General features: G+C 72.7%; 23 protein-coding genes and 1 pseudogene. 12 read left to right on the top strand and 12 right to left on the bottom strand.

From position 1 onward, the window contains the following. Window positions 1–3 precede the first annotated feature (3 nt). Window positions 4–786 (bottom strand): deoxyribonuclease IV, encoded by a 783-nt coding sequence (locus tag JQN84_RS11335; RefSeq protein ID WP_204958345.1) that lies wholly within the window; start codon window positions 784–786, stop codon window positions 4–6. 515 nt (window positions 787–1,301) lie between these two features. On the opposite strand from JQN84_RS11335, the gene rpsF reads away from it, so the two are divergent. From rpsF to rplI, 4 genes are all read left to right on the top strand, one after another. Further along, window positions 1,302–1,592 carry a 30S ribosomal protein S6 gene (gene rpsF / locus JQN84_RS11330; protein WP_088643630.1) on the top strand — a complete coding sequence of 97 codons (291 nt, stop codon included), beginning with the start codon at window positions 1,302–1,304 and terminating at the stop codon, window positions 1,590–1,592. 77 nt (window positions 1,593–1,669) lie between these two features. Next, window positions 1,670–2,206 (top strand): single-stranded DNA-binding protein, encoded by a 537-nt coding sequence (locus JQN84_RS11325; protein WP_204958344.1) that lies wholly within the window; start codon window positions 1,670–1,672, stop codon window positions 2,204–2,206. A gap of 41 nt (window positions 2,207–2,247) precedes the next feature. Continuing rightward, complete coding sequence (rpsR, locus tag JQN84_RS11320) at window positions 2,248–2,487, top strand: 30S ribosomal protein S18 (protein WP_007073789.1); 240 nt, start codon at window positions 2,248–2,250, stop codon at window positions 2,485–2,487. Between the two features lie 14 nt (window positions 2,488–2,501). Further along, the gene (gene rplI, locus JQN84_RS11315) at window positions 2,502–2,948 is read left to right on the top strand and encodes a 50S ribosomal protein L9 (protein WP_088643629.1); all 447 of its coding nucleotides are present in this window, start codon (window positions 2,502–2,504) and stop codon (window positions 2,946–2,948) included. Window positions 2,949–3,072: 124 nt separating this feature from the next. Here the strand turns inward: rplI and JQN84_RS11310 are convergent, their stop codons facing one another. Continuing rightward, on the bottom strand, window positions 3,073–4,740 hold the full coding sequence (locus JQN84_RS11310; RefSeq protein WP_204958343.1) for a hypothetical protein: 1,668 nt from the start codon (window positions 4,738–4,740) through the stop codon (window positions 3,073–3,075). Window positions 4,741–5,130: 390 nt separating this feature from the next. Between JQN84_RS11310 and dnaB the strand changes: the two genes are divergently transcribed. Beyond that, window positions 5,131–7,461, top strand: a complete 2,331-nt coding sequence (dnaB, locus tag JQN84_RS11305; protein WP_204958342.1) for a replicative DNA helicase — start codon at window positions 5,131–5,133, stop codon at window positions 7,459–7,461. Continuing rightward, window positions 7,458–8,387 carry a hypothetical protein gene (locus JQN84_RS11300; protein WP_204958341.1) on the top strand — a complete coding sequence of 310 codons (930 nt, stop codon included), beginning with the start codon at window positions 7,458–7,460 and terminating at the stop codon, window positions 8,385–8,387. The genes dnaB and JQN84_RS11300 overlap by 4 nt, the downstream gene beginning before the upstream one ends. Window positions 8,388–8,412: 25 nt before the next feature. On the opposite strand, the gene JQN84_RS11295 is transcribed toward JQN84_RS11300, so the two are convergent. The 5 genes and pseudogenes from JQN84_RS11295 to JQN84_RS11275 all read right to left on the bottom strand — a co-directional run bounded on the left by JQN84_RS11295 (window position 8,413) and on the right by JQN84_RS11275 (window position 14,156). Beyond that, window positions 8,413–9,096 (bottom strand): maleylpyruvate isomerase N-terminal domain-containing protein, encoded by a 684-nt coding sequence (locus tag JQN84_RS11295; protein WP_204958340.1) that lies wholly within the window; start codon window positions 9,094–9,096, stop codon window positions 8,413–8,415. Window positions 9,097–9,231: 135 nt separating this feature from the next. Beyond that, window positions 9,232–9,654 carry a TFIIB-type zinc ribbon-containing protein gene (locus JQN84_RS11290; RefSeq protein WP_204958339.1) on the bottom strand — a complete coding sequence of 141 codons (423 nt, stop codon included), beginning with the start codon at window positions 9,652–9,654 and terminating at the stop codon, window positions 9,232–9,234. Window positions 9,655–9,684: 30 nt separating this feature from the next. Then, the gene (locus tag JQN84_RS11285; protein WP_204958926.1) at window positions 9,685–10,317 is read right to left on the bottom strand and encodes a phosphoribosyltransferase; all 633 of its coding nucleotides are present in this window, start codon (window positions 10,315–10,317) and stop codon (window positions 9,685–9,687) included. 27 nt (window positions 10,318–10,344) lie between these two features. Beyond that, window positions 10,345–11,631: pseudogene (locus JQN84_RS11280) on the bottom strand (glycosyltransferase 87 family protein); the annotation flags it as partial. After that, the gene (locus tag JQN84_RS11275) at window positions 11,628–14,156 is read right to left on the bottom strand and encodes a putative bifunctional diguanylate cyclase/phosphodiesterase (RefSeq protein ID WP_204958338.1); all 2,529 of its coding nucleotides are present in this window, start codon (window positions 14,154–14,156) and stop codon (window positions 11,628–11,630) included. The pseudogene JQN84_RS11280 and the gene JQN84_RS11275, both read right to left, overlap by 4 nt. Window positions 14,157–14,843: 687 nt before the next feature. On the opposite strand from JQN84_RS11275, the gene moaC reads away from it, so the two are divergent. From moaC to JQN84_RS11255, 4 genes are all read left to right on the top strand, one after another. Beyond that, on the top strand, window positions 14,844–15,335 hold the full coding sequence (gene moaC / locus JQN84_RS11270; RefSeq protein ID WP_204958337.1) for a cyclic pyranopterin monophosphate synthase MoaC: 492 nt from the start codon (window positions 14,844–14,846) through the stop codon (window positions 15,333–15,335). Then, the gene (locus tag JQN84_RS11265; protein WP_204958336.1) at window positions 15,332–15,802 is read left to right on the top strand and encodes a MogA/MoaB family molybdenum cofactor biosynthesis protein; all 471 of its coding nucleotides are present in this window, start codon (window positions 15,332–15,334) and stop codon (window positions 15,800–15,802) included. Before moaC ends, JQN84_RS11265 begins: the two co-directional genes overlap by 4 nt. A 68-nt stretch (window positions 15,803–15,870) precedes the next feature. Then, window positions 15,871–17,130, top strand: a complete 1,260-nt coding sequence (locus JQN84_RS11260) for a molybdopterin molybdotransferase MoeA (protein ID WP_204958335.1) — start codon at window positions 15,871–15,873, stop codon at window positions 17,128–17,130. Further along, window positions 17,127–17,558 (top strand): molybdenum cofactor biosynthesis protein MoaE, encoded by a 432-nt coding sequence (locus JQN84_RS11255; RefSeq protein ID WP_281903316.1) that lies wholly within the window; start codon window positions 17,127–17,129, stop codon window positions 17,556–17,558. The genes JQN84_RS11260 and JQN84_RS11255 overlap by 4 nt, the downstream gene beginning before the upstream one ends. 68 nt (window positions 17,559–17,626) lie before the next feature. On the opposite strand, the gene JQN84_RS11250 is transcribed toward JQN84_RS11255, so the two are convergent. Next, on the bottom strand, window positions 17,627–19,069 hold the full coding sequence (locus tag JQN84_RS11250) for a glycosyltransferase 87 family protein (RefSeq protein ID WP_204958334.1): 1,443 nt from the start codon (window positions 19,067–19,069) through the stop codon (window positions 17,627–17,629). 204 nt (window positions 19,070–19,273) lie between these two features. Then, entirely contained in the window at window positions 19,274–19,819 is a 546-nt protein-coding gene (locus tag JQN84_RS11245) for a DoxX family protein (RefSeq protein WP_204958333.1), read from the bottom strand. A 202-nt stretch (window positions 19,820–20,021) separates the two neighbouring features. Here JQN84_RS11245 and JQN84_RS11240 point away from each other — a divergent pair, with 202 nt between their 5' ends. Continuing rightward, on the top strand, window positions 20,022–20,567 hold the full coding sequence (locus tag JQN84_RS11240; protein ID WP_307821160.1) for a GNAT family N-acetyltransferase: 546 nt from the start codon (window positions 20,022–20,024) through the stop codon (window positions 20,565–20,567). 72 nt (window positions 20,568–20,639) lie between these two features. Here JQN84_RS11240 and JQN84_RS11235 read toward each other — a convergent pair whose 3' ends face one another. The 3 genes from JQN84_RS11235 to JQN84_RS11225 all read right to left on the bottom strand — a co-directional run bounded on the left by JQN84_RS11235 (window position 20,640) and on the right by JQN84_RS11225 (window position 24,528). Then, window positions 20,640–21,881, bottom strand: coding sequence for an ATP-binding protein (locus tag JQN84_RS11235; RefSeq protein ID WP_204958331.1), 1,242 nt, complete (start codon window positions 21,879–21,881; stop codon window positions 20,640–20,642). 148 nt (window positions 21,882–22,029) lie between these two features. After that, on the bottom strand, window positions 22,030–23,607 hold the full coding sequence (locus tag JQN84_RS32655; protein WP_239485263.1) for an LppU/SCO3897 family protein: 1,578 nt from the start codon (window positions 23,605–23,607) through the stop codon (window positions 22,030–22,032). A gap of 324 nt (window positions 23,608–23,931) precedes the next feature. Further along, a complete protein-coding gene (locus JQN84_RS11225; protein WP_239485262.1) occupies window positions 23,932–24,528 on the bottom strand; it encodes an LppU/SCO3897 family protein in 597 nt (198 codons plus the stop codon). Between the two features lie 76 nt (window positions 24,529–24,604). Between JQN84_RS11225 and JQN84_RS11220 the strand changes: the two genes are divergently transcribed. After that, the gene (locus tag JQN84_RS11220) at window positions 24,605–25,579 is read left to right on the top strand and encodes an EamA family transporter (RefSeq protein WP_204958330.1); all 975 of its coding nucleotides are present in this window, start codon (window positions 24,605–24,607) and stop codon (window positions 25,577–25,579) included.

Below are 25,579 nucleotides of genomic sequence, written 5' to 3'. Positions count from 1 at the left end.
AGTTCAGGCCCCCACGCCGAGCTGCTCGCGGAGGAAGGCGATGTCCGCGCCCTGACCCGCGGCCCCGCCGGGGGTCTCCACGATGACCGGGGCGTCGGCCGCCCGGATCACCGCCACCAGCAGCTCCGGGTCGATGGTGCCGCCGTCGAGGTTGTCGTGCCGGTCCTGCCCGGAGTTGAATCCGCCCTTGGAGTTGTTCGCGTGCACCAGGTCGATCCGGCCGGTGATCGCCTTGACCCGGTCGACCAGGTCAAGCAGTTCCTCGCCCCCGGCGTACGCGTGGCAGGTGTCGAGGCAGAAGCCCACCTCGTAGTCACCGAGGGCGTCCCAGAGCCGGGCCAGTGCGTCGAGCCGCCGGGCGCAGGCGTTGTCGCCCCCGGCGGTGTTCTCGATCAGCACCGGTACGGGGAACCCGCCGGAGTCGGCCGCGTACGCGAAGGTCTTGCGCCAGTTGTCGAAGCCGACCGCGAGGTCGTCACCGGCGTTGACGTGGCCACCGTGCACGATCAGCCCCCGGGCGTCGAGCTGCGCCGCCGCGGTGGCGTGGCCCAGCAGCAGCTTGCGGCTGGGGATGCGGATGCGGTTGTTGAGGGTGGCCACGTTGATGACGTACGGGGCGTGGACGTAGACGTCCACAGCGGCGGCGCGCAGCTGGTCGGCGTCCTCCCGGGGTTTCGGGGCCTTCCAGCCCTGCGGGTCGGAGAGGAAGAACTGCACCGCCTCGGCGGCACGGGTGGCCGCCTCCGTCAACGGGTCGGCCTGGTCGACGTGGGCTCCGATACGCATGCAGGCGAGCCTACGTCCCACCCCCGACGTGCGAGGGGTGACGGTGGTGGGCAAGTCGCGCCCGCGGGACGTGCGGCGTCACCGGTCGGGGCCGGCGATCGTTGAGGGGAGTGGAACAGCCGGACGAATAGTTTCAATTCGGCTATCACGTGACGATCGCCGTTGTATCGTCAGATAACAACAGGATGAAGCTCCGCGGGGTGTCCTCGATCCAACCTCATCGGTGTGGTCGTTCCTCCCCAGGTCCCACCCAAGGAATGCGGACAGGACGCCCCGCGGCCCCGTGGACAGGGGTCCGCCGTCGGCCTTCGGGTGTCGCGGCGGGCCCCTGTCACCGTCGTCGTCCCCACCGCCGACCTGCCGGGTCGACCTGCCCGGGGGTGATCGTCGGGACCGGGTATCCTGGTCCGGTTGTCCGCGTCCGGCCGGGTTCCCCCGGCGCGGGGCGGGCACGACGCACGACCTCCTGCCACGGAAGGACCGTGGCCGCCTAGCCCACAGGAGGTGAGCACGTCTTGCGTCACTACGAAGTCATGGTGATCCTCGATCCCAGTCTCGAGGAGCGCACCGTCGCCCCGTCGCTCGACACGTACCTGAACGTGATCCGGACCGCGGGTGGCTCGGTGGAGAAGACCGACGTGTGGGGCCGCCGGCGCCTCGCGTACGAGATCAACAAGAAGGCCGAGGGCATCTACGCCGTCGTCGACCTTCAGGCGACGCCGGAGGCGGTGGCCGAACTCGACCGCCAGCTGCGGCTGAACGAGTCCGTGCTGCGCACCAAGGTCATCCGACCGGAAATGCGCTAAGCATCCAACCCGGTTCGCCCGGATCAACCTCATCGTGATGTCGGAGGGCTCTGAGAGCCTGTACGGCAGAACGCTGAGTGCGCGAGGAGTTGGTCATGGCAGGAGACACCACCATCACGGTCATCGGCAATCTGACCGATGACCCCGAGCTGCGGTTCACCCCGTCCGGTGCGGCGGTCGCCAAGTTCCGGGTCGCATCGACGCCCCGGTTCATGGACAGGACCACCAACGAATGGAAGGACGGCGAGCCGCTCTTCCTGGCCTGCACCGTGTGGCGGCAGGCGGCGGAGCACGTCGCCGAGTCGCTCCAGCGGGGCGCCCGCGTGATCGTCTCGGGTCGGCTGCGCCAGCGGTCGTACGAGACCCGCGAGGGTGAGAAGCGCACCGTCATCGAGCTTGAGGTCGACGAGATCGGCCCGTCGCTGCGCTACGCCACGGCGAAGGTGCAGAAGATGTCGCGCTCCGGTGGCGGCGGTGGTGGCTTCGGCTCCGGTGGCGGTGGCAACCAGGGCGGCGGCGGAGGCAACTTCGACGACCCCTGGGCCTCTGCTGCCCCGGCCCCCTCCTCCCGCGGTGGTTCGGGCGGCAACTTCGACGAGGAGCCTCCGTTCTAATGGCGCCGAGCGCCCGCGATCGCAAACCAGGAGCACGTGCAATGGCCAAGGCTGCGGCACTTCGCAAGCCGAAGAAGAAGGTGAACCCGCTCGACAAGGACGGGATCACCTATATCGATTACAAGGACACCGCGCTGCTGCGCAAGTTCATCTCCGACCGCGGCAAGATCCGCGCTCGGCGGGTGACCGGGGTCACCTCCCAGCAGCAGCGGCAGATCGCCCGTGCGGTCAAGAACGCCCGTGAGATGGCGCTTCTGCCGTACACCGCCACGGCCCGCTGAGAGGAGGCACCGACATGAAGATCATCCTGACCCAGGAAGTTTCCGGTCTCGGTGCCCCCGGCGACATCGTCGAGGTCAAGAACGGCTACGGCCGTAACTACCTGCTGCCGCAGGGCTTCGCGATCAGCTGGACCAAGGGTGCGGAGAAGCAGGTCACGGTCATCAAGCGGGCCCGCTCGGCCCGGGAGATCCGCGACCTCGGCCACGCCAACGAGGTCAAGGGCCAGCTCGAAGGCCTGAAGGTCAGCCTGAAGGTCCGCGCCGGCGACGGTGGCCGGCTCTTCGGCTCGGTCACCCCGGCCGAGGTCATCGACGCCGTCAAGGCGGCCGGTGGCCCCGTCCTCGACCGTCGTCGGCTGGAGATGCCCGGTCACATCAAGTCGACCGGCTCCTACCCGGTGAAGATCAAGCTGCACCCCGAGGTGTCCGCCACGTTCGACCTCAACGTCGTCCAGGGCTGACCTCAAGCACCAGCAACATCCGTAGTGGCCCGCACCGGCATCCGGTGCGGGCCACTACGCACTTCCCACACTCCACGCCGCGGTGCACCGGGTCCGGCCGGGCCGCGCCCCGACACCCGTGCGGTCAGCCGATCGGCTGACCGGTGACCGCGCTGATCATCACGGTGGACAGGCCGCCACCGACCACCGCCGCCGCCAGCGCCACCGTCGCCGGCCGCCAGGTCGTCCCGACCCGGCGCAACAGCACCGCCACCACCAGGCTGCTCAGCAACGACAAACCGAACCGGGGACCACCCGCGACCAGCGAACCCAGCGCATGGGCCCGGGGCGGCTCACACCCGCCACCGCTGATGTCCGTGACACAACCGGCCGGCGGCTGACCGTCCAGGGTCAACAGCCACAGGAACACCAAAACCGCCGGCACCAGGTAACAGGCCGCCGTGTAGACCAACGGACGCAGCGGACCACCCGGATCCGGGTCCAGTAGATCGTCCTCCAGACGACGGTTCCACGAACCGGCACCCACCGCGCCGATCCGCTCCCGCAGCGAGGACGCCGACGCCGCCCGCCCGGCCGCCCGCCCGGACACCGGCTCCGCCCGACGACGGGGGGCCGCCCGGGGGCGCGGCGCGGTGTAACCCACCACCGGCGACCGGGGCGCCGAGGTCGGCGGATCCATCCAGCGGGGATCGTCACCCGCCAGGCGGGTACCCGACCAGAAACCCTCCGGCTGCCCACCCCACGGCCAGCCCTCACCGGTGACCGGCTGCGACGACCGGGGCGGCACCGACCGCTCCCACCGGTCCACCCCACCCGCGTCCCGCCGGTCGGGCCCAACCCGGTCCCACGGGCCCACCTCGTCGCGTTCCGGACGGTCGACCCGGCCCGAATCCCGACCGTCCCACCCGTCACCCTCCGCCGTCACCTGACCCCACCGGCCGACGTCCGTCCGGTCCCACTGGGCGGTGTCGGTGAAGCGGTCCCACTGGCCGGTGCTGTCGCTCTGCCCCCACCGCGACGACCCGCCGAGGCGGTCCCACCGGTCGTCGGTGGGCGGACTCTGCCAACCGTGCACGCCGGAGGCGTCCCACGGGTCCACCGCCGGGCGGTACTCCGGCTCCGCTTCGGCCGACCGGCTCCACGGGTCGGCCGCCGGGCGGCTCGCCGGGTCGGTCAGCGGCCGGGCCCACGACTCGTCGGTGTTGCGTCGCCGACGCCGGGGCGGCTGCTCGGGAACGGCCTCCACAGGCAGGTCGGAATCGTCACCACCGGACCAGATCACCTCGGGACGACGGGACGACGCCCGACGCGGGCGGGCCGTCGGGGCCGCCCCGGACACCGGCTCACCCTCGTCGGCGTCGGCCCGCCGGCTCCCGACGTACCCCTGCTCCTGCTGGGGACGGTCGAAGGTCCACTCCCGGGTGTGGTCGTCGGACCCGGGGCCCGCACCGACCGCCCGTGCCTCCCGGCGTTCGCTCTCCCGCCGCCGCCTGGCCGCCCGCCGACCCACCCCGGCGACCCGCCGGGTGTCGTCCTCGTCGTCGTCCGGGGCGGCGTGCCGACCCCGGCCGTCGGCGTGCGCGATGCCCGACTCGACCGCCCAACTCGGCAGGTAGGCGTCGACAGGCTCCTGCTGCCCACGCTCGACCGCCCGACGCCGACTCGGCGTACGGTAGCGGTCCGTCGAGGAGTATGAATCCGACGGAACCGGGTCGCCGAGGTCGTCCCACGGGGCGATCGGCTGACGCGCGCGCGGGCTGCCCTCCCCGCGCTCCCAGTCCCGGTAACTCACGGCCGGAGCGTGACCCTTCTCAACCGAAAGTGCAATCCGCTGTCCAGGTGTAGCCGTTTCGCAGAGATAGTACGGGAAGACCGACCCAAGAGCCTTACCGGAAAATATTCGTCCACAGGCTGTGGATAGTGAACCCCCAGGTCGCAGCGCCTACCCTCAGAATTCCCCCACAGTTTTCCACAGGCTGTGCACACGCTGCGCACATGGTTGTCCACGCGCGTCCACAGGTTGTCCCGAGGCTCGTCCACCGCGCCGGTTGAGGGTCTGACCTCGGGGTCCGTATCGTGGGGCACCGACCGGTCGCGCGATGGCCCCCCGATCGACCTGACCGGACGGTGTCACACCGCCGGCGTACCGCCGGGCCGACCGCGACGCTGTGGAGGGGGAACCGTGTCGATCACCGACGACATGCGGGCGGAGCCCCGGGTCGCGGGGCAGTCGTCCGCCCCGCCGCCCCGCGACGGCCAATTCGACAAGACCCCACCGCAGGACGTCGCCGCCGAGCAGTGCGTCCTCGGCGGCATGCTGCTCTCCAAGGACGCGATCGCCGACGTCGTCGAGATCCTCAAGTCCACCGACTTCTACCGGCCCGTCCACGCCACCATCTTCGACGCGATCCTCGACATCTACGGTCGCGGCGAGCCCGCCGACGGCATCACCGTCGCGGCGGCCCTCGCCGACTCCGGCGACCTCGCCCGGGTCGGCGGCGCCCCCTACCTGCACACCTGCATGGCAGCCGTGCCGACGGCGGCGAACGCCTCCTACTACGCCCGGATCGTCGGCGAACGCGCCGTGCTGCGCCGCCTCGTCGAGGCCGGCACCCGGATCGTGCAGCTCGGCTACGGCACCGCCGCCGGCGGCAGCCGCGACGTCGACGACGTCGTCGACCTGGCCCAGCAGGCGGTCTACGAGATCACCGAACGGCGGGTCAGCGAGGACTTCGCGGTGCTCGCCGACATGCTCCAGCCCACCCTGGACGAGATCGAGGCGGTCGGCGCGCAGGGCGGCGTGATGACCGGGGTGCCGACCGGCTTCACCGACCTGGACCGGCTGCTCAACGGCCTGCACCCCGGGCAGCTCATCATCGTGGCCGGCCGCCCCGGCCTCGGTAAGGCACTGGCGCTCGACACGCCGCTGCCCACCCCCGACGGCTGGACCACCATGGGTGAGGTCCGCGTCGGCGACCGGCTGCTCGCCGCGGACGGCACAACGACCACGGTCACCGCCGCCTTCGCCGTCATGCACGGGCGACCCTGCTACGAGGTCGAGTTCTCCGACGGCAGCGTGATCGTCGCCGACGCCGGGCACCTGTGGCGGACCACCACCCGGACCCGGGCCCTCGCCCCGGCGGGCGGCACGCCGACGGGCGCAGCCCCGGACCCTGCCGAGGACGGCGTGTTCACCACGGCGCAGATCGCGGCGACGCTGCGTACCGGGCCGCAGGGACTCCCCCGCCACGCCGTCGCCACCTGCGCCCCCCTGCAACTGCCCGAGCGGGCGGTGCCCATCCCCCCGTACGGCCTGGGCGGCTGGCTCGGCGACGGCCGGGCCGACCCGGGCCACCTCGCCGGGTCCTTCCTGACGACACTGCGGGAGGTCGGTGTCCTCGCGGACAAGCACATCCCCCGCGACTACCTACGTGGTTCCGAGGCGCAACGTCGGGCACTGCTCGCCGGGCTGATGGACACCGCCGGCACCCTCACCCCGACCGGCGAGCACCGGTACACCTCGACGTCGCGGCGGCTCGCCGGCGACGTGCGGGAACTCGTGGTGGGTCTCGGCTACCGCTGCACGTTCACCGAGCGGCCGGCACCGGGTCGGACCGGGACGTCGTACACGGTCGCCTTCGCCACCCCGGACGCCGTCTTCCGGCGGGAGCCCAGGGCATCCGCCGAGGCCGTCCGCCTGCGCACCGACCCGGGTGTCCGGTACGTGGTGGACGTCCGGCCGGTGGCCAGCGTGCCGGTGCGCTGCGTGACCGTCGACAACCCCGACCACCTCTACCTGGCCGGCCGGTCGATGATCCCCACCCACAACAGCACGGCCAGCATGGACTTCGCCCGCAACGCGGCGATCCGGGCCAACCAGGCCGCCGCCATCTTCTCGCTGGAGATGAGCAAGGTCGAGATCGTCATGCGGCTCCTGTCGGCCGAGGCGCGGGTCCCGCTGCACGTGCTGCGCAGCGGTCAGCTCTCCGACGACGACTGGACCAAGCTGGCCCGTTGCATGGGGGAGATCAGCGAGGCGCCGCTGTTCGTGGACGACACCCCGAGCATGAACCTGATGGAGATCCGGGCGAAGGCGCGGCGGCTCAAGCAGAAGCACGACCTCAAGATGATCGTCGTCGACTACCTCCAGCTGATGACCTCACCGAAGCGTACCGAGAGCCGTCAGCAGGAGGTCGCGGACCTGTCCCGTGGCCTGAAGCTGTTGGCCAAGGAGGTCGAGTGCCCGGTGATCGCGGTCAGCCAGCTCAACCGTGGTCCCGAGCAACGCACCGATAAGCGACCACAATTGTCCGATTTGCGTGAATCTGGCTCGATCGAACAAGATGCTGACGTCGTCATCCTGTTGCATCGCGACGACTACTACGACAAGGAGTCGCCGCGCGCAGGGGAGGCGGATTTCATAATCGCCAAGCACAGAAATGGTCCGACCGACAGTATAACGGTCGCGGCCCAGCTTCATCTCTCTCGATTCGTCGATATGGCCATCGGGTGACCGAGACCGGGACGCAACTTGCCGCCGAGCGACGACGAGACGTGGTTGCACGCGCGGAGAGCGGGGAGAGCATCACGAGTATCGCCCTGCGTTACGGGGTGACAAGGCAGGCGATCCGCGGGATGCTCCGTCGTCGTGGCGTACCTGCACGTCGGACCGGAAAGCTGACGGATGCGCAGCGGGAGGAAGTGGTAAAACGATTTCTCGATGGGGTGAGCCTCGGGCAGATCGCTGCCGATTTCAGCGTAACGGTTCCGGCTGTTCGCGGCCTGATCTCCCGCCGAGGAATCAATATCCCATCAGTCTCACAGGGCTTGCGGCACGATGCCTTCGACAGCCTGACGCCTGATGCCTGCTACTGGATCGGGTTTCTGTTCGCTGACGGATGTGTCAGCTACCGGCCAGGTTACCTGCCGCAGATATCGATAGGGCTGGCTGAGCGAGACCGAGACCAGTTGGTCGCGCTGCGGGATTACCTGGGCTGTGGCAACAGCATTTCACGAACAAATCCGATCCAAGGCTCGTGTCAGTTCTCCGTACGGTCGCGGAGCTTGGCGGACCGGCTCATCGAATTGGGCAGATACGGTGATTCCATCGATGAACGTTTGGTCGTCTCGCGCGACTTCTGGCGCGGTGTCGTCGATGGTGATGGCTCGCTGGGGATCTACAAGCGGGCATCCCCGAGTGGTCGAACATTTGCTCAGTTCAGAGTGGTCGGAAGGCGACATGTCCTGACCGCATTCGTTGCTTTCCTCGAAAGTAGCGGCATCAGTGGTCTGTCGGTACGTCCACACAAGAGCATCTGCACTGTTGGAACCACCTGTGGACCGGCTGAGAGGATAGCCTCCCTTCTCTACCTTGATGCCGAACCGGCGCTGGCGCGGAAGGCGGAGATTGCCGCACAGATGATCGCCCGTCAGCGATAGCGCATCAGTTCCGCGCGCGCCGAGATCAGCCGAGCAGCGGAAACCAGCCGGCGGCCTCGCCCAGCGCCACCCGGTCCCCGTCGGTCAGCGCCTCCCGACCGGTGGCCTTGCCCAGGTAGGTCAGGTCGTCCCAGTCGGCGGGCCGGACGGTGTCGTCGCTGAGCAGGCCGTCCATGGTGGCGACCGCGACCTCGACGGCCAGCGGACCGGGCGGCGGCGCGGCGGGCAGGTCGGACACCAGGTCGAGGTGGTGCACGACGGCCTCGGTGGTCAACGTGGCCAGGAAGTCGGGCACCCGCAGCACGTGCCCCTGGGTGGTGACGTGGCCCCGCGGGTCGGCGGCACCCGCCGCGCGGACGGCGGCCGGGGCGGTGTCCGCCCAGATCCGCACCACGCCGGTGGGCCGGTCGAAGGCGGCGGCCGAGCGGCGTACCCACCACGCGTGCCGGGCCCCGGCGTCGGGGTCGGCACCCGCCGGGAACGACCGCCAGTAGCTGACGTCGTCGGTGTCGGCCGGCCCGTCGACCGGGCTGGCCAGGGTGACCAGCGCCCGTCGGGCGTCGCCGAGCAGGTGGAAGAGCAGGTCGGCGACGAGCCAGCCGCGACACCGGGTGGGGCGTTGCAGGGTGTCGTCGTCGAGGTCGGCGACCACCCGGGTGATGCCGTCATAGGCCTGCGCCAACGCGGTGTGCTGCCTGACGAACGTCATGCCGTGCAGCGTCGCACGCCCGGCGCGGTCCGGCATCCGGACCCGGAACCCGCCTGCGGGAACCCGGGCGGCCGGCGGCGGTGACGGGACCGGGCCGGGCGCGGGAGGACCCGGCCCGGCCGTCAACGGAACCGGTCAGCCGAACATCTCGTCGAGGAAACCCTTGTGCTTCTTGCGCTTGTAGTGGCCGTGGTAGCCGTGGTGCTGCTGGTGGCCGTAGCCACCGTGGCCGCCGTACGCGGGCTGCGGCGGGTAACCCGGCGGGGGCGGAGGCGGCGGCACGGCACCGTAGCCCGGCTGGTGGCTCGGGACCGGCGGCGGGGGCGGCGGCGGATACCCGCCCGGTGCCTGGACGTGCTGCTGACCGGGGACGGTGCCGGGCTGACCGGGCGCGCCCGCACCGCGCTGCCGGTTCCAGTTCGCCTCGGCCTCGAACAACTTTTCGAGTTCGCCGCGGTCCAGGAAGATTCCCCGGCACTCGCCGCACTGGTCGATGACGACTCCGCTGCGCTCGTACTGGCGCATATCTCCGCGACACTTGGGACAGGTGAGCTCCATCGCTCGACGGTACCCGGTCGGCGCAGCATTTCAGGCGGTGGTGATCAGCGCCGAGGTCACCTCGTCGTCGTCGACCTCGTGGAAGTCGTCGTAGTAGGCGCTGACCGCGGTGAAGTCGACCGGGTGCTGCGGGCAGACCACCTCGTCGGCCTCGGCGGCAAGCATCTCGTACGCCTGTTGTGCGCCCACCGGCACCGCGACCACGACCCGTCGGGCGCCGAGCCGCCGGGCGACCTGTACGGCGGCGCGGGCGGTCGCGCCGGTGGCCAGGCCGTCGTCGACGATCAGGGCGGTACGTCCGGTCAGGTCGAGCGGGGGTCGGCCGTGCCGGTAGCGGGTCTCCCTGCGGTCGAGTTCGGCCTGTTCACGGCGTTGCACCTCGGCGCGGTCGGCGGGGTCGAGCGGGGCGGCGACCTGGTCGTTGAGGACTCGGACCCCGCCGGGGCCGAGCGCGCCGAAGGCGACCTCGGGTGCCCGGGGCAGGCCGAGCTTGCGGACCACCAGCACGTCGAGCGGTGCGCCGAGCCGGTCGGCGACGACCCGGGCCACCGGCACCCCGCCGCGTACCAGGCCCAGCACGACGACGTCGGGCTGACCGGCCAGGGCGGTGAGCCGTTCGGCGAGTCGGCGGCCGGCGTCGGCGCGGTCGCGGTAGCTGCTCATGTCCTCAGGTCTACGCCCTGTGGGCAGGGTGCGTCGGGAACTCGGCGGAACCGGTGCCGGGCGGGTGGTGAGGGCGGGGGCCCAGGACAGCAGGGCGATCGGGTAGAGCAGGTAGCCGAAGCGGGTGGTCGGCATCAGCAGGATCGCGGCGAGCAGGCCGTACCCGCAGATCAGTGCGGTGGCGGCGGCGGTGCGGGGCGGGCGGCGGAGGAGCCGGACGGCGATCGCGGCGCCGACGGCGACGAGCAGGACGGCGGCGACGACCCGGCCGCCGGGCAGGGCGGTGGCGATCAGGTGGCCGGGGAACGGGGACTGGGCGGGGCTGGTGACCTGGCCGTGGCCGAGTGGGAAGCGCAGCACGTTCTCCACCAGCGCGTCCCGGTCGACCAGCAGGGCGGGGAGCAGGGCGAGGGCGGGCAGCCCGAGCGCGCCGGCGGCCACCCGCAGCCCGGCCCGTCGGGTCGTCCCCCAGAAGATCAGGACCAGCGCGACCGGCCAGGCGAACAGTTTCAACGCGCCGGCCAGCCCGACCGCCAGCCCGGCCCCGCCGGGCCGCCCGGTGGCGGCGAGTGCCAGCGCCAGCAGGCAGAGCGCGAGGACGGGCAGGTCGTCGCCGCCGGTGGCGAGGGTGAGTGCGCAGATCGGTAGGACGGTGGCGGCCTGTACGCCGCGTAGCACCGCCGCTGCTCCGGCTGCTGCGCCGATGGTCGGGGCGGGGCGGCGTAGTGCGACCACGGCCCAGGCCAGGGCGGCGGCGGTGGCCAGCGCGAACCAGACGCGGGAGTCGGTCCACCAGGTGTCGGTGGCGGCCCGGGGTAGCCCGAACAACGCCATTCCCGGCTGGTAGGGGGTGTAGCCGAGCAGCCGTTCGTCGGCGGGCAACGCGGCGATGGCGTCCGGCCCGAGGTAGGGGGTGCCGTGTTCGGCGAGCCGGATGCCGGCCTGCTCGACCACCACCACCTCCTCCTGGGCCCGGTCGGTGCGTCCGGCGGCCCGCTGCCCGGCCTGCATGATCAGCGGGAGCAGGGCGGTGCCGGCCCAGGCGAGGCCGGTGACCACTGCGCGGGCGGTGGTGCCGACCAGCCCGGGTCGGTGGCGGCGGAGGAGGAACTGGGCGGCGACCAGGACGGTGGCGGCGAGGTAGCCGACGGCGGCGATGCCACCCCAGGCCCGGTGCGGCGGCAGGGTGGAGGTGACGGCGGTGACGGCGGCGAAGATCGCCGAGAGCAGGTAGAGGCCGAGGTCGAGGGCGAGTCCACCGGCGGCGGTGTCGACGGCCCGGAGGCGGCGGGCGGCACGGTCGGCGGCGGTCACGCCGGCAAGTGTGGCAGACCCGTCGGGCGGTTCCGGGCGGGCTGGCGGCGGCCGGGGGTGCTGAGTCGGATGACCGCGCCGGTGTCGTGCAGCGGGGTGGCGAGACTGCCGGGGCGGCCGCCGGAGCCCCGTTGCAGCGCGGCGAGGAGCGCGCCGGCCGGCAGCGGGCGGGCGAACAGGTGTCCCTGGCCGGCGGCGCAGCCGAGCGACCACAGGGCCCGGCGCTGCGGTTCGCTTTCCACGCCCTCGGCGACGACGGCCAGGTCGAGGCTGCGGCCGAGGTCGAGGGTGGAGCGGATGACGGCCGCCGCCTCGGCGGAACTCTCCATCGCGGTGACGAAGCTGCGGTCGATCTTCAGTTCGTGCACGGGGATGCGGGAGAGCAGGGAGAGCGAGGAGTAGCCGGTGCCGAAGTCGTCCAGGGCGAGCCGGATACCGGAGTCGCGGAGCCGGTTGAGCACCCGGTCGACCACGTCGAGTTGGCTGAGGGTGAGTGTCTCGGTCAGCTCCAGGACGAGCCGGTCCGGGGGGAAGTCGTGGGCCTGGAGCCGGGCCAGCACTGCGCCGGGGAACCGGGCGTCGAGCAGGCTGCGGGGCGAGACGTTGACCGAGACGGGCAGGTCGAAGCCGGCGGTCCGCCAGCCGACGGCGGCGACGAGCGCCTGGTCGAGGATGGCCTCGGCGAACGCGGGGAGCATGCCGGAGCGTTCCACCGCCTCGATGAAGCGCAACGGGTCGATCACCCCGTGCCGGGGGTGGTGCCAGCGGGCCAGCGCCTCGGCTCCGGTCACCTCGCCGGTGCCGAGGTCGACGATGGGCTGGAAGTTGACGGTGAACTCGTGGTCGGCGACCGCGCGGGGCAACTCACCGCCGAGGGTGAGCCGGCGCAGGTCGGCGGTGTCCCGGGTGGGGGCGTACGTGGCGATCCGCTGGCCGGCCCGTTTGGCCTGGTACATGGCGACGTCGGCGCGGCGCAGCAGTTCGGGCATGCCGCCGGTGGCCGGGGCCGCCGCGATGCCGCCGCTGGCCTCCACGCTGATCCGCATGCCGTCCACGTCGATCGGTTCGTGCAGGGCGCCGAGCAGGGTCTCGGCCCGGTGGGCGGCGATGGCGGGGGCGGGCAGGTTGCGCATCAGCACGGCGAACTCGTCGCCGCCGAGGCGGGCGACCAGGTCCTCGTCGCGGGCGGCGGCGCGCAGCCGGTCGGCCACCCGCATCAGCACCTGGTCACCGGCGGCGTGGCCGAGGGTGTCGTTGACCTCCTTGAAGTGGTTGAGGTCGATCAGGACGAGGGCGGTCACCCCCTCGGCGTGCCGGGTGCCGAGCTGTTCGGTGCCCCGGTCGAGCAGTTGCCGGCGGTTGGCCAGGCCGGTGAGGGCGTCGTGGCTGGCGGCGTGGGCGTGTTCGGCGGCGACTCGGGCGAGTTCGGCGTACGCCTGGGCGTTGCGGACGGCGGTGCACAGCGCGGAGGCGAAGGTGCGCAGGGTGTACTGCTCGCGTTCGTTGAGCCGGACCGGCCCTCGGAAGCGCAGCCGCAGCATGCCGACGTCGACGGTGCGGTCGTGGCCTTCGAGGCGGGCGGGCAGGACGGTGCCCTCGATCTCGCTGGGGGTGCCGGACGGGCCGTCGTAGGTGATCGTGCCGCTCGCGCCGCGGACGGTGCGGCCGGCGTCGCGCAGTTCGATCTCGACCTCGTCGGCGGAGAAGAGTTCGGTGGCCTGGGTGACGGCGGTGGTGAGGACCTTGTCCAGGTCGACCACGTTGAGCGCGTCGGTGGTGCGGGCCAGCCGTTGCCAGGCCTGTTGTTCGGTGCGGGACTTGACCTGGTTGGAGTAGAGCAGGTGCAGGCTGAGCACCAGGGGCGGCACGGCGAGCAGGAGCCGGGGGTCGGCCTGGAGGATGGCCAGGGTGACGGCGATCAGGAAGAAGCGGGCCAGCGCGCTGGTCAGGCGCAGGCCGAGGTCGTCGGCGAAGAGCCGGGGCAGCGGGGTGCCGGTGGCCAGCGCGATGACGGGCAGGGTGAGTAGTTCGTCGAGGACCACGGCGACGACGTAGGCGAGCCCGATCATGCCGATGGCGTTCGGCAGGGCGGTGTCCTGCGGGGACCAGCCGAGGGTGTGCAGGGCGACGCCGCCACCGGCCGCCAGCAGCATGCTCTTGGCGATGCCGAAGGTGGTCTTCAACGGTCCGCGTTTCATGGACAGCAGGGCTATCGCGACGCCGGTCCCGGTGGTCAGGACGACCAGGGGCGCCGGTGCGACGGCCAGCCCGAGGACGATCGCCGTCTCACTCCAGGAGACCGCGTGGACGGTGGCGCGGATGCGGATCTGCCAGTTGATCCGGACGCTGAGTGCGGCCATGAAGGCCAGTGCGACGGAGCGGGTGAGGTCGCCGCCGGTGAGGTCGAGGTGGACCAGTTGGTAGAGGGCGACGACGGCCGCTGCGGTTGCCACCACGCAGACGAGGCCGACGTGCAGCGTCAGCTGCCGCTCGGCCTCCGTCTTGCCTTCGTCCGGTCGCGCCACCGTGTCCTCGACAACCACTCCGTGTCGCTGAGCAGAGGCCAAGGCTACGTGGGGTCACGCCACCACCACAATCGTTCAGAGCCACTCGTGTGCGGACATCGCGTTCGCCCTCCCCTGGTCGTTGTCGCCGACCCTTGCGGTCGGGATCTGACAGGGGACAGCCTAAGGGCGGTTAGGCCGATTTTGGAGGTATAAATGTAACTATGAGCGATAGGTGAGAATTGAGTGCACCTTGGTGACTTTCCGTTTCCATGGGGAAACGGAGTGCTGAGCGCTCCCGACGGTTCTCGTTAACGCTAGATAATGGTGCAGACGGCGGCTTCGCGACATCGGACGAGAGGGGTCGTTTGCCGTACGTCGAGGTGGCCGGTTGTGCGAGTGCGACAGATCACCCCATTGCGGAACGCAGCGTAGTCGGGTCGGCGCGGTGGTGCCAACGTCGTCGAAGTGGCCCGGTGGCGATTCGCGGTCACGGCGCGACGTAGGGTTTCTCGGGCATGACGATCTCGCGCGTGATGGTGTTTCCCGCTCTGTCGTCGATGCCAGAACCTATTAGTGGCGACCGATGAAATCGACGATGAACTACCGATCACGAATCGTCCCCGAGCGCTCGGTGTCGCTGTTCCCGGTCGTCGTCGCGCACCGGGCCGTACCCTCTGGTCGGAGCGCACCGCTAGGCTCCCGGACGTGACCGATCCCGCGCAGCTCAGCCACGTCGACGCCGCGGGCGCGGCCCGCATGGTCGACGTCTCCGCCAAGCCGGTGTCCGGCCGGGTCGCCGTGGCCGCCGGGCGGCTGCGCACCACCGCCGAGGTGGTGGAGCTGCTGCGCCGCGACGGGCTGCCCAAGGGCGACGCGCTGGCCGTCGGCCGGCTCGCCGGCATCATGGGTGCCAAACGCACCCCCGACCTGATTCCGCTGTGCCACCCGATCGCCCTGCACGGCGTCACCGTCGACCTCGAACTCACCGACGACACCGTCGAGATCACCGCCACCGCCCGCACCGCCGACCGGACCGGGGTGGAGATGGAGGCGCTGACCGCCGTCGCCGTCGCCGGGCTGGCCCTGATCGACATGGTCAAGGCGGTCGACCCGGCCGCCGCCGTGGACGGCGTCCGGGTGCTGCGCAAGACCGGCGGCAAGACCGGCGAGTGGGTCCGCCCGCAGGACCGGCCGTGATCCGGGCCCGGGTCGTCGTGGCGTCCAACCGGGCCGCCGCCGGGGTGTACGCCGACACCAGCGGCCCGCTGCTCGTCGCCGGTCTGCGCGAGCTGGGCTGCCAGGTCGACGAGCCGGTGGTGGTGCCCGACGGCGAGCCGGTCGGCGAGGCCCTGCGCGCCGCCCGCGCCGACGGGATCGACGTGGTGCTGACCAGCGGCGGCACCGGCATCACCCCCACCGACCGGACCCCGGAGGTGACCCGGGCGCTGCTCGATTACGAGATCCCCGGCATCGCCGAGGCGATCCGCGCGTACAGCCGGGACCGGGTGCCCACCGCGGCGCTGTCCCGGGGGTTGGCCGGGGTGCTGGGCCGGATGCTCGTGGTCAACCTGCCCGGCTCGCGGGGCGGCGCGAAGGACGGGCTGGCCGTGCTCGGGCCGATCCTCGGCCACGCGGTCGACCAGCTGCGCGGCGGCGACCACTGACCACACGCCCGGCGCGGCGGCGATAGGCTCGCGGAGGTGTACGCGTGAAGTTCGAACGGAGGCCCCCGGTGAGCACGGAAACCGCCGCCGCCGCGGCCCAGGTCGCCGCGCCGCCGCCGGCCGGATGGGAGGAGGCCCGCTCCCGGGTGTACGCGGTCGGCCTCGCCGCCGCCCTGCCCCCGGTCAACCGGTCGCTTTCCGACGCCGACGGGTACACCCTGGCCGAGCCGCTGACCACCCGGACCGACCTGCCCGCCTTCCCCACCTCCAGCGTCGACGGCTGGGCGGTGCGCGGGGCCGGCCCCTGGGACGTGGTGGGACGGGTGCTCGCCGGGCAGACCCCGGCCGGGCTGACCGCCGACGGCACCACCGTGGAGATCGCCACCGGCGCGATGGTCCCCACCGGGACGACCGCCATCCTGCGGATCGAGGACTCGGGGCGTACCCCGGACGGGCGGGTGACCGGCACGCCACGCCCGAACCCGGAGTGGCGGGAGCCGGGCGAGGAGGCGGTGGCCGGCGAGGAACTGCTGCCGGCGGGCACCCCGGTCGACCCGGCGCTGATCGGGCTGGCCGCCTCCTGCGGGCACGACCAGCTCGCGGTGCGCCGCCAACCACGCGCCGCGCTGCTGGTCTTCGGCGACGAACTGCTCACCGCCGGGCCGCCCGGGTCGGGCCGGGTCCGCGACGCGCTCGGCCCGGCGGTGCCGTCCTGGTTGCGGCGCTACGGCTGCCAGGTACGGCCCTCCGACGTGGTCGGCCCGGTGGCCGACACCCTCCCCGCCCACGTGGCCGCCCTGCGCGCCGCGCTCGCCGGGGCCGACCTGGTCTGCACCACCGGCGGCACCATGCACGGACCGGTCGACCACCTGCACCCCGCGCTGGAGGCGCTGGGGGCCGACCACGTGGTGAACACGGTCGCCGTGCGGCCCGGCTTCCCGATGCTGCTGGCCCGGCTGGTCGACGCCGACGGGCGGGTGCGGTTCGTGGCCGGGCTGCCGGGCAACCCACAGTCCGCGATCGTCGCCCTGGTGTCGCTGGTCGCGCCGCTGCTCGCCGGACTCCAGGGCCGGGCGCTGCCGGCGCTGCCCCAGGCCACCCTCGCCGGGCCGGTGCCCGGCCGGGGCGACTACACGCACCTGGCGCTGGTCCGGCTGGACCGGGCCGCCGGCACCGCCCACCCGGTCCGCCACGTCGGGTCGGCGATGCTGCGCGGGCTCGCCGGCGCGGACGGGTTCGCGGTGATCCGGCCGGGCACGTCCGGCGAGGTCGGGGCCCGGGTGCCGGTCGTACCGCTGCCGTTGCTGCCCGGGGAGCGTACGTGGTGACGACCGGCCCGACGACGGCCCTGCTCGCGGTCACCGACCAGCCGCTGGACCTGGCCGCGCACGAGGCGGCGGTGGCCGACCGCCGGGCCGGCGCGGTGGTCTCCTTCCAGGGCGTGGTCCGCGACCACGACCACGGTCGAGCGGTGACCCTGCTGGAGTACGAGGGCCACCCGAGCGCCGTCGAGACGCTGCGCGCGGTGGCCGCCGAGATCGCCGCCGACCCCGACGTCTACGCGGTGGCGGTGTCGCACCGGATCGGCCGGCTCGACATCGGTGACGTGGCGCTGGTGGCGGCGGTGAGCACGGCACACCGGGCGGCTGCCTTCGCGGCGTGCGCCCGGCTGGTCGACGAGGTGAAGGCGCGGCTGCCGATCTGGAAGCGGCAGGTCTTCGCCGACGGCACCGAAGAGTGGGTCAACTGCCCCTGACCCGCCGGGGCGCACGCTCACCCTCGACCGGAGAGGTGCCGGTGCGCGAGCGTCGCCGGCCGGTGGGGTCAGCGGCGGCCGGCGGTGGCGGTGGCGCGGGCCAGCCGGTCGGCGTAGAAGGCGGGTTCGGCGCCGGGCCGCCACGGCAGGGCGGCGACCAGCACGATCAGCGCCAGTGCGAGCGAGTTCTCCATCAGCGCGCCGAACAGGCCGTTCTGGTAGTGCGACACCTCGGGGAGCTTGTGCTCGTACGGCCAGATCGGTGAGATCAGGAAGAGCAGGTACAACCCGAGCGCAGCAGCCCCGTGCCGCAGCCCGGTCAGCGTCGGGTACCAGATCGGCGGGCGCAGCCCGCTCACCCCGGGCGGCCCGCCGAACGCCTGCTGGCCGGTACGCAGCGACAACCCCCGGCTCGCCTCACGGCGGCGCACGGCGGCGTCGGCGAGCACGACGATCGCCGGGATGACCCAGACCAGGTGGTGCGACCAGGAGATCGGGCTGATCACGTTGGCGGTCAATCCGACCAGGGTGAACGCGGTCAACTCGTCGCCGTCGGCGCGGGCGTTGGCGGCCCGGGACAGCCCGACGGCCAGGATCAGCACCGAGAACGCCAGCCAGAGCAGGCCGGGCGTCTCGATCGAGTCGTACAGCCGGGCCAGCAGGCCGGCCAGCGACTGGTTGGGCGTCATGTCGGCGGCCCCGACCCGTTCGGTCTGCCACAGCACCCCGCCGAAGTAGGCCCGCGACTCGGTGCCGACCAGCGCGAAGCTGCCCAGGGTGACGCCGATGGTGGTGCCGACGGCGGTGGCGGCGACCCGCCACTGCCTGGTGATCAGGAGGTAGGCGATGAACAGCGCCGGGGTGAGCTTGACGGCGGTGGCCAGGCCGATGCCGACCCCGGCCCAGGAACCGCTGTAGAACAGCCGCAGGAACGGGCCGTCGGTGTCGCGGCCGTGGGTGCCCCGCCGGGAACGCCAGCGCAGGCCCACCAGGTCCGCCATGATCAACGCGAACAGGAGCAGGTTGACCTGGCCGTACCCCAGGGTCTCCCGGACCGGTTCGATGGCCGTGGCCATCGGCGTGGCGATGGCCACGGTGAACCAGAGCGGCCAGCCGAGCCGGTCGACGATCGGACGCAGCAGCGCGGCGAGGACCACCGCCAGGGCGGCGATGCTGCCGGCCGCGTTGACCCAGCCGGCCACCTCGATCGGCAGCCCCGCCATCGGCAGCATGGCCAGCGCGGCGAAGGGCGGGTAGGTGAAACCCAGCGTGGTGGTGGGCGCGATGAACTCGTACAACTCGTGCCCGCTCGCCCACCACACCACCGCGCCGTGGTAGATCTTCATGTCGAAGAAGTTGTACGGCCGCCCGAAAGCACCGATGGCGAGCCATGCGGCATAGGCGACGGCGGCCACGATGCCGATCCGTACGACTGTCCTACGATCGATCCCACGCGTTGCGCGACGGACTGGGGCGAGGCGGTCCGCACGTCTACCGACGGTTGTCGGCATGGCGTGGCCACCCCCGTACCAAGGTCGTCCTACCCGTCCAGGTCCGGTAGGGAGCCTAGAACGGCGCCTCACGTTGCTGCCTCCCGCGTTATCCGACCGTGTCCGATCCCACACCAGTTTTTGACATTTCCACCGCGTTAACGGGTGTCGGGTGGTTCAGGTAATTCGCGGCCTTACGGGGGGTGGTGGCCGAATCGATGCAGGTCAGCCGGGAAGCCGGCGGGCGGCGGCGGCCGACCGGACGGCGATCCGGGCCTCCCGCCGGGCGGTACGCACCGCACGACCCACCGACCGTCGGGAGTGGCCGATGCGGTGACCGGCCCGCCAGCGCAGACCCGGCCTGCCCTCGGTGTCGGCGGCGGCGAGCAGCAGGCCACCGAAGAGGCCGAGGTTCTTCAGGAAGTGCACCTGGTTGTTGTTCCGGGTCGTCGGATCGTCGTTGCTCCAGAACGGGTGCCCGGCGGCGGTGGTGGGCACCAGCGTACCGGCCAGGACCAGCGCGGCCGGGCGGGTGAACTTCCCGGTGGCCAGCATCAGGCCGGCGGTGAACTGCACGGCGGCGTTGGCCCGGATCAACGTCTCGGTGTCGGTGGGGAGCTGCGGGGCGACCTGCTGGATCAGCGGCGCGACCCGGTCGGTGACCGGCTTGGCCGCCGGGACGAGCCGGTGGGGGTGCTGAAAGTTGCGGGCGCCGCTGACCACGAAGATGCCGCTCAACATGACACGGGCGAGGGAGCGCACGGGTTTCATGGCTCAGTCATACCCCGTTTGACGCTCCACTATCCGGGCAATGGCCGATCCGCGGCGGTCTGCGTGTCGACGGTCCGCACCGGTGCGTCGTCGTCCACCACCTCGCGGAACGGACGCGCGTACCGGCGGGCCCGGGCGCTGCGCCACGCCGAACGAAGCGACCGTCGCTGATGAACGGGCCCCGGCCGGTAACGTCGCGCGGGTGACGACCCTTCGGCTGCGCCCCGAGGGCCCGGCCGACGCCGGCCCGGTCCGCCGGGTGCTGGCCGCCGCCTTCGCCCGCCCCGACCGCACCACCCCCGGTGAGGTCGCGCTCGTCGACGACCTGCGCGGCAGCGCGGCGTGGCTGCCGGAGCTGGCGATGGTCGCCGAGTACGGCGGCGAGGTGGTCGGGTACGCGCTGCTCACCCGGGTGCAGGTCGAGGCCGACCGGGTCCGCGTCCCGGCTCTGGTGCTCGGGCCGGTGGCGGTGGCCCCGCACCGGCAACGGGTCGGGCACGGCACGGCGGTGGTGCAGGCCGCCTTGGAAGCCGCCACCGAACTGGGCGAACGGCTGGTGGTGGTGCTCGGCGACCCGGCGTACTACAGGCGGTTCGGCTTCGCCCGGGCCGACCGGATGGGGCTGGTCAGCCCCTGGTCGGGGCTGGGCGAGCCGTGGCAGGCGCTCGTGCTGCCGCCGGAGGTCAGCGACGCGCCGCCGCCACCGCGCGGCGAGGTGGTCTTCCCGCCCCCCTGGTCCCGGGTCTGAACCCGGCGGCTCCCCACCCCCGTGGCCGGTACCGGCCCTCCGGCGGGTCGGTCGCCGCGTGGCCGACGTGGATCAGGCCGGCTGGGTGCGCAGGTAGCGGCCGAAGTGCGGGACGGTGAAGGCGACCGTGCCGCGTTCCCCGGAGTAGATCAGCCCCTTCTTGATCAACGCGTCCCGGGCCGGGGAGAGGCTCGCCGGCTTGCGGCCCAACGCGCGGGCGATCTCGGCTGTCGGCACGGCGGCGTCCATGTCGTCCCGACCACCGCCGTCGACCTCGCCCGCCACCTGGGACAGGGTCGCCATCGCACGCATGTACTCGCGTTCGGCAGGGGTGGCCCGCTCGAACCGGGACCCGAAGAAACCGACAGCCAGCTCCGCCTCCGCCTCCGGCGCGGCGACCCGCACGTCCGCGTCGGTGATCGGTGACCGGGGAGCGTGGTCCCAGGTCGCCTTCCCGTACGCCTGCACGAAGTACGGGTAGCCGCCTGACGATTCGTAGAGCAGGTCGAGGGCCTTCTGCTCGTACTCCACCTGCTCCCGGCCGGCCGGCGCGCACAGCGCCTGGTCGGCGGCGATCCGGTCCAGCCGGTCGATCCGCAGGTAACGGAACAGCCGCTCCGAGTACGACTTGGCGGCGCTGAGCACCGCCGGCAGGTGCGGCAGACCGGCACCCACCACGATCAGCGGCGCGCCGAGCTGGGACAGTTCGTGGCAGGCCGCGCAGAGCGCCGAGACGTCCTCCGCGCCGAGATCCTGCATCTCGTCGATGAAGACGGCGATGCCGGTGCCCACGTCCCCGGCGACCGCCGCCGCGTCGGTGAGCAACTCCACCAGGTCGATCTCGATGTCGCCGGAGTCGGCCCGGCCGCTGCTGGCCGGCACGTCGATGCCGGGCTGCCACCTGTCACGCAACCGGGCCGCGCCGGCCCGCCCGGTGGTCGGCGCGCTGCGCTGCGCAAACGCCTTGAGTACGCCGAGGAAGGCGTCGATCCGCTCCGGTGCGCGGTGCCGGGGGGCCAGTTCCCGGACCGCCATGTGCAGGGCGGCGGCGACCGGTCGGCGCAGCGACTGGTCCGGCCGGGCCTCGATCTTGCCGGTGCCCCAGAGCCGGTTGATCGCCTGCGAGCGCAGGGTGTTGAGCAGGACCGTCTTGCCGACCCCCCGCAGGCCGGTGAGCATCAGGCTGCGTTCGGGACGACCCCGGGCGATCCGCTCCAGCACCACGTCGAAGACGTCCAGCTCCCGCCCCCGCCCGGCGAGTTCGGGCGGGCGCTGACCGGCGCCCGGGGCGTACGGGTTGCGGACCGGATCCACGCATCGCACAGTATCGGGCCCTCTAGCCGGCGGACTAGAGATGCGTAGACGGGGCTACCGGCGTGTCGCCGGCCCGCCCCGGCGGCAGCTCTCGACACGGGTATGGGGCTGTCTAGCATCCACGCTAGACAGCCCCATACTTTCCTGTTCAGCTCCGCTTGCGCAGGCAGAGCACGTAGTCGAAGAGGTCCACCGAGTTGTCGTGCACGTAGTTGGCGTTCGACTCCGGTGCCAACGTCCGGCACCGCTCCCCGTTCGTGGACGCCGGAATCCGCAACAGCACCTCGTACGTGTTCGGGCCGCACGGCACCTTGCGCAGTTCGGCGTCGCTGGCCGTACCGTCGTTGACCACGCAGTCGCCCCGGGCGATCTGTGCGGTCCTGGTCGGGGTGGGGGTCGGCTCGGTCGTCGGTTCCCCGGTCGGCTCCGCAGCGTCCGTCGGGGTGCTCCCCGTCGGACCGTTCGCGGTGGGGGTGGCGGAGCTGCTCGTCGGGGTCGCCGGATCGTCGCCCTCATCCGACGCCAGGAACACCCAGGCGCCCATCCCGACGCACGCGCAGAGCAGCAGGACCACCACCAGCCCGATGATCAGCGCGATCCGGCCGCCCCGTCCCTTCGCCGGTGGCGGGGTCGGATACCCGGCCTGCCCCGGGAAGGCCGGCGGCTGCTGTCCCGGGAAGCCGGGCGCGGCCTGGCCGGGATACCCGGACGTGGGCGCGGCCGCCCCGGGGAACCCGGAGGACGGCGGGGGTGCCGGCTGGCCCGGGTAGCCGGACGTGGGCGCGGATGCCCCGGGGAACCCGGGCGACGGTGGTGGCGGCGCGGCCTGGCCGGGATAGCCGACCGGTGGGGGCGACGCGGGTGCGTTGAACGCGCCCGCCGCCGGTGCGGCCGTCGGCCCGGCGGGCGGGAACGGCCCCGGCGGCGGGTAACCGGCCCCCGAGGACGCCGCCGGCTGCCCGGTCGGCGGCAGATAGGTGTCCGGCGGCGGGTAGCCCGCTCCCGAGGTGGGCGGCGGCGGGTACCCAGCGCCCGAGGTGGGCGGCGGCGGGTAGCCGGCTCCCGACGTGGGTGGTGGTGGGTAGCCCGCCCCGGCCGTGGACGGTGGCTGGGGGGCCTCCGCTGCCGGCATCTGCGTCGTCGGGGAGTACCCGCCGGCAGGTGGAGGCGGGGTCGCCTGACCGGCCCCCGACACCGGCAGTCGGGTGGTCGGCGGTTCCGGTGACGTGGCGATCGGAGTGGTCGACGCATCGCCGGTCACGGGGGCCGTCGGCGGCTCGTTGCGCAGCACCGTGGTCGGCGCGTCGTCCGTACCGGCCCAGATCGGCGCGGTCGGCGGCTCCGGCGGGGCCGCCGACATCGGTGCGGTTGCCGGTTCCGGCGTAGCGGCAGAGAGGGGGGCCGTCGGTGGTTCCGGCGGGGCCGAGATCGGCGCGGTCGGTGGTTCCGGCGGTGACGCGGCCAGGGGGGCGGTCGGGGGTTCCTCCACCGCCGGCACGGGTGCCGTGGCCGGCTCGTCCGCCTCCCGCGACACGGGCACGGTCGGCGGTTCCGTTTCCTGTGCCCGGATCGGCTCGGTCGCCGCCTCGACCGGGGCGGTGTCCGGTTCGGTCGCCGAGCTGGCCGACACGGCGGTCGGCTCGTCGTCCGGGCCGGTCGGGACCTGCCCGGCGGACAGCGGCGCGGTCGGCTGGTCGTCGGCCGGGACTCCCCCGGTCCCGGGCACGGACCCGGACCGCCCGAGGGGCGCGGTGGGCGGCTCGGGCTCGGACTGCCCGAGGGGCGCGGTGGGTGGCTCGGGCTCGGACTGCCCGAGGGGCGCGGTGGGTGGCTCGGGCTCGGACTGCCCGAGGGGCGCGGTGGGTGGCTCGGGCTCGGACCGGCCGATGGGTTCCGTCGCGGGTTCCGGGGAGATCGGGGCGGTGGGTGGTTCGGAGCCGAAGGGTTCGGTGGGTGGCTCGGACTCGGAGGCCGTGGGCCGGTGTTCCTTGTCGGGACGGCCGGAGTCGGGTGGGCCGAAGGTTGACAATCTCTCTCCCCAGGGGTGGGCTCAGCGCTGCTTCAGGCAGAGGACGAAGTCGAGGGTGTCCAGCTCGCTGTCGAAGAAGTACCAGTTGGTGTAGCCCTCCACCACGCCGCACTTCGCCTCGGCGTCCCTTTCACCACTGGTCGCCCCGTCGAAACGGCGGAGCACCTCGTACGTCTTCGGAGCGCACGGGGCGATCAGCAGCTTGGGCTTGCCACCGGCCGGGCCCTCGTTGCGGACGCACTGGCCCGCCTTGACGAACCGGGGGTCGGCCGACGAGGCGGGGGCGGGCGTGGTGGCTGCCGGACCGGAGGTCGCGCCGTCCGGCTCGACAGGCGTCGTCGGCAGGACGGCTTCGGTCGTGGACGTCGGTCCGTCGTCGTCGCCCAGCAGGTACCACAGGACGCCACCGCCGACGACCAGCACCGCGAGCACGACCAGCACCGCGACCAGCGGGCCACGGCCGCGCCCCGGCGTCGGCGCGTCCGGGTACGCCGCCGGCCCGCTGACCGCGTACGGGTCCACCGACCCGTACGGCTCCGGCTGCCGGTACGACGGGTCGTACGAGCGTCGCCCACCCCACGGGTCCGGGGAACCCCCCGGTGGTCCGTAGTTCGCCATGCCCGTCCTCCCGCGTGCCGAGATGCCGGTTATCCGGAAGACGCCACCGACGTGGTCACCGTAGCGTGGTCCTGCGATGACCTCATCTCCCTCGGCCGCGACACCCGCCCGACCAGCCCTGATCTGGACGGCACTGATTCTCGTCTACGTGCTGTGGGGTTCCACGTACCTCGGTATCCGGGTCGTGGTGGAGTCGATGCCGCCGCTCGGGTCGGCCGCCGCCCGGTTCGGTGGTGCCGCGCTGGTGCTGGCGGTCGTGCTGCGGCTGCGCCGGGGCAGGGGTGCGCTGCGGGTCGACCGCCGGCAGCTCGGTTCCGCCGCGCTGGTGGGGGTGCTGCTCCTGGCCGGGGGCAACGGCCTGGTGGTGCTCGCCGAGTCCGGTCCGTCCGGGGTGGCGGTGCCGTCGGGGATCGCCGCGCTGCTGGTGGCCACCGTTCCGCTGCTGGTGGTGCTGCTGCGGACGGTCACCGGGGACCGCCCGCCGGGGTGGACGTTCGCCGGGGTGACGCTGGGCTTCCTCGGCCTGCTGCTGCTGGTGCTCCCCCGGGGCGGGTCCGGTGCGGTGCCGCTGGTCGGGGCGTTGACCGTGGTCGCGGGGGCGGTCTGCTGGTCGGTGGGGTCGTTCCTGTCCAACCGGTTGCGGATGCCCGCCGATCCGTTCGTCGCCACCGTCTACGAGATGGTCGCCGGGGCGGTGGCCCTGTCCGTGCTGTCGCTGGCCCGGGGTGAGCTGCGCGGGTTCTCGCCGGCCCAGGTGACCGTCCGGTCCTGGCTCGCGTTGGCGTACCTGCTGGTGGCCGGGTCGCTGGTGGCCTTCTCCGCGTACGTCTGGTTGCTGGCGAACGCCCCCATCTCGCTGGCCGCGACCTACGCCTACGTCAATCCGGTGGTGGCGGTGGCGCTCGGCGCGCTGCTGGTCGCCGAGCCGGTGACCGGCCAGGTGCTGCTCGGCGGTGCGGTGATCGTGGCAGGTGTGGCGCTGGTGGTGACCACCGAGCGGCCCCGCCGGCCGGCCGTCGGCGGGGCTGTCCCGGTGCCGTCCCGCCGGTAA

It is taken from the genome of Micromonospora humidisoli (assembly GCF_016900955.1).
GTDB lineage: Bacteria > Actinomycetota > Actinomycetes > Mycobacteriales > Micromonosporaceae > Micromonospora > Micromonospora wenchangensis.
The sequence above is the reverse complement of the archived record's forward strand: the minus strand, read 5'-3'. Positions and strand labels throughout refer to the sequence as shown.

Coding starts and splice junctions, on each gene's coding strand:
- JQN84_RS11225 (WP_239485262.1), bottom strand. CDS start 24,528: ATGGCGAACTACGGACCACCGGGGGGTTCCCCGGACCCGTGGGGTGGG.
- JQN84_RS11220 (WP_204958330.1), top strand. CDS start 24,605: ATGACCTCATCTCCCTCGGCCGCGACACCCGCCCGACCAGCCCTGATC.
- JQN84_RS11290 (WP_204958339.1), bottom strand. CDS start 9,654: ATGGAGCTCACCTGTCCCAAGTGTCGCGGAGATATGCGCCAGTACGAG.
- JQN84_RS11250 (WP_204958334.1), bottom strand. CDS start 19,069: ATGCCGACAACCGTCGGTAGACGTGCGGACCGCCTCGCCCCAGTCCGT.
- JQN84_RS11245 (WP_204958333.1), bottom strand. CDS start 19,819: ATGAAACCCGTGCGCTCCCTCGCCCGTGTCATGTTGAGCGGCATCTTC.
- JQN84_RS11335 (WP_204958345.1), bottom strand. CDS start 786: ATGCGTATCGGAGCCCACGTCGACCAGGCCGACCCGTTGACGGAGGCG.
- JQN84_RS11285 (WP_204958926.1), bottom strand. CDS start 10,317: ATGAGCAGCTACCGCGACCGCGCCGACGCCGGCCGCCGACTCGCCGAA.
- JQN84_RS11295 (WP_204958340.1), bottom strand. CDS start 9,096: ATGACGTTCGTCAGGCAGCACACCGCGTTGGCGCAGGCCTATGACGGC.
- rplI (WP_088643629.1), top strand. CDS start 2,502: ATGAAGATCATCCTGACCCAGGAAGTTTCCGGTCTCGGTGCCCCCGGC.
- rpsR (WP_007073789.1), top strand. CDS start 2,248: ATGGCCAAGGCTGCGGCACTTCGCAAGCCGAAGAAGAAGGTGAACCCG.